The sequence below is a fragment of the Parendozoicomonas sp. 2304DJ65-17 genome (assembly GCF_058148445.1).
In genome coordinates, this window is sequence record NZ_JBYVJV010000063.1 from 1 (window position 1) to 260 (window position 260).

Here is a 260-nt window from a genome sequence, read left to right on the forward strand (position 1 = left end):
ACTTTAGCGACTTGCTCGTAAAAGGAAGAGGTTCTAAAGGAAATATTGTTACCAAGTATTCTGTAAAACGTATTGAACTCAAAGAAAAGGGAGTTTCAACCTTAAAACCTCGTAAGATATGGTTTGATGAGACTGTACAGCGTCTTAATCTAGATGAGCGTGGTGAATTAATTGGTGAGTTTAGACCTACAGATCGATTATTACTTATCAATCAGCGTGGTTTGGTGAAGACCGTAATTCCAGAAATTACCATGCATTTT

1 protein-coding gene is annotated in these 260 nt (G+C 36.5%); it reads left to right on the forward strand.

Going from position 1 to position 260, the window contains the following annotated elements; all coding sequences use genetic code 11:
- A partial coding sequence (locus ACY2RR_RS24540; protein ID WP_490110826.1) for a hypothetical protein occupies window positions 1–260 on the forward strand: 260 nt, incomplete at both ends.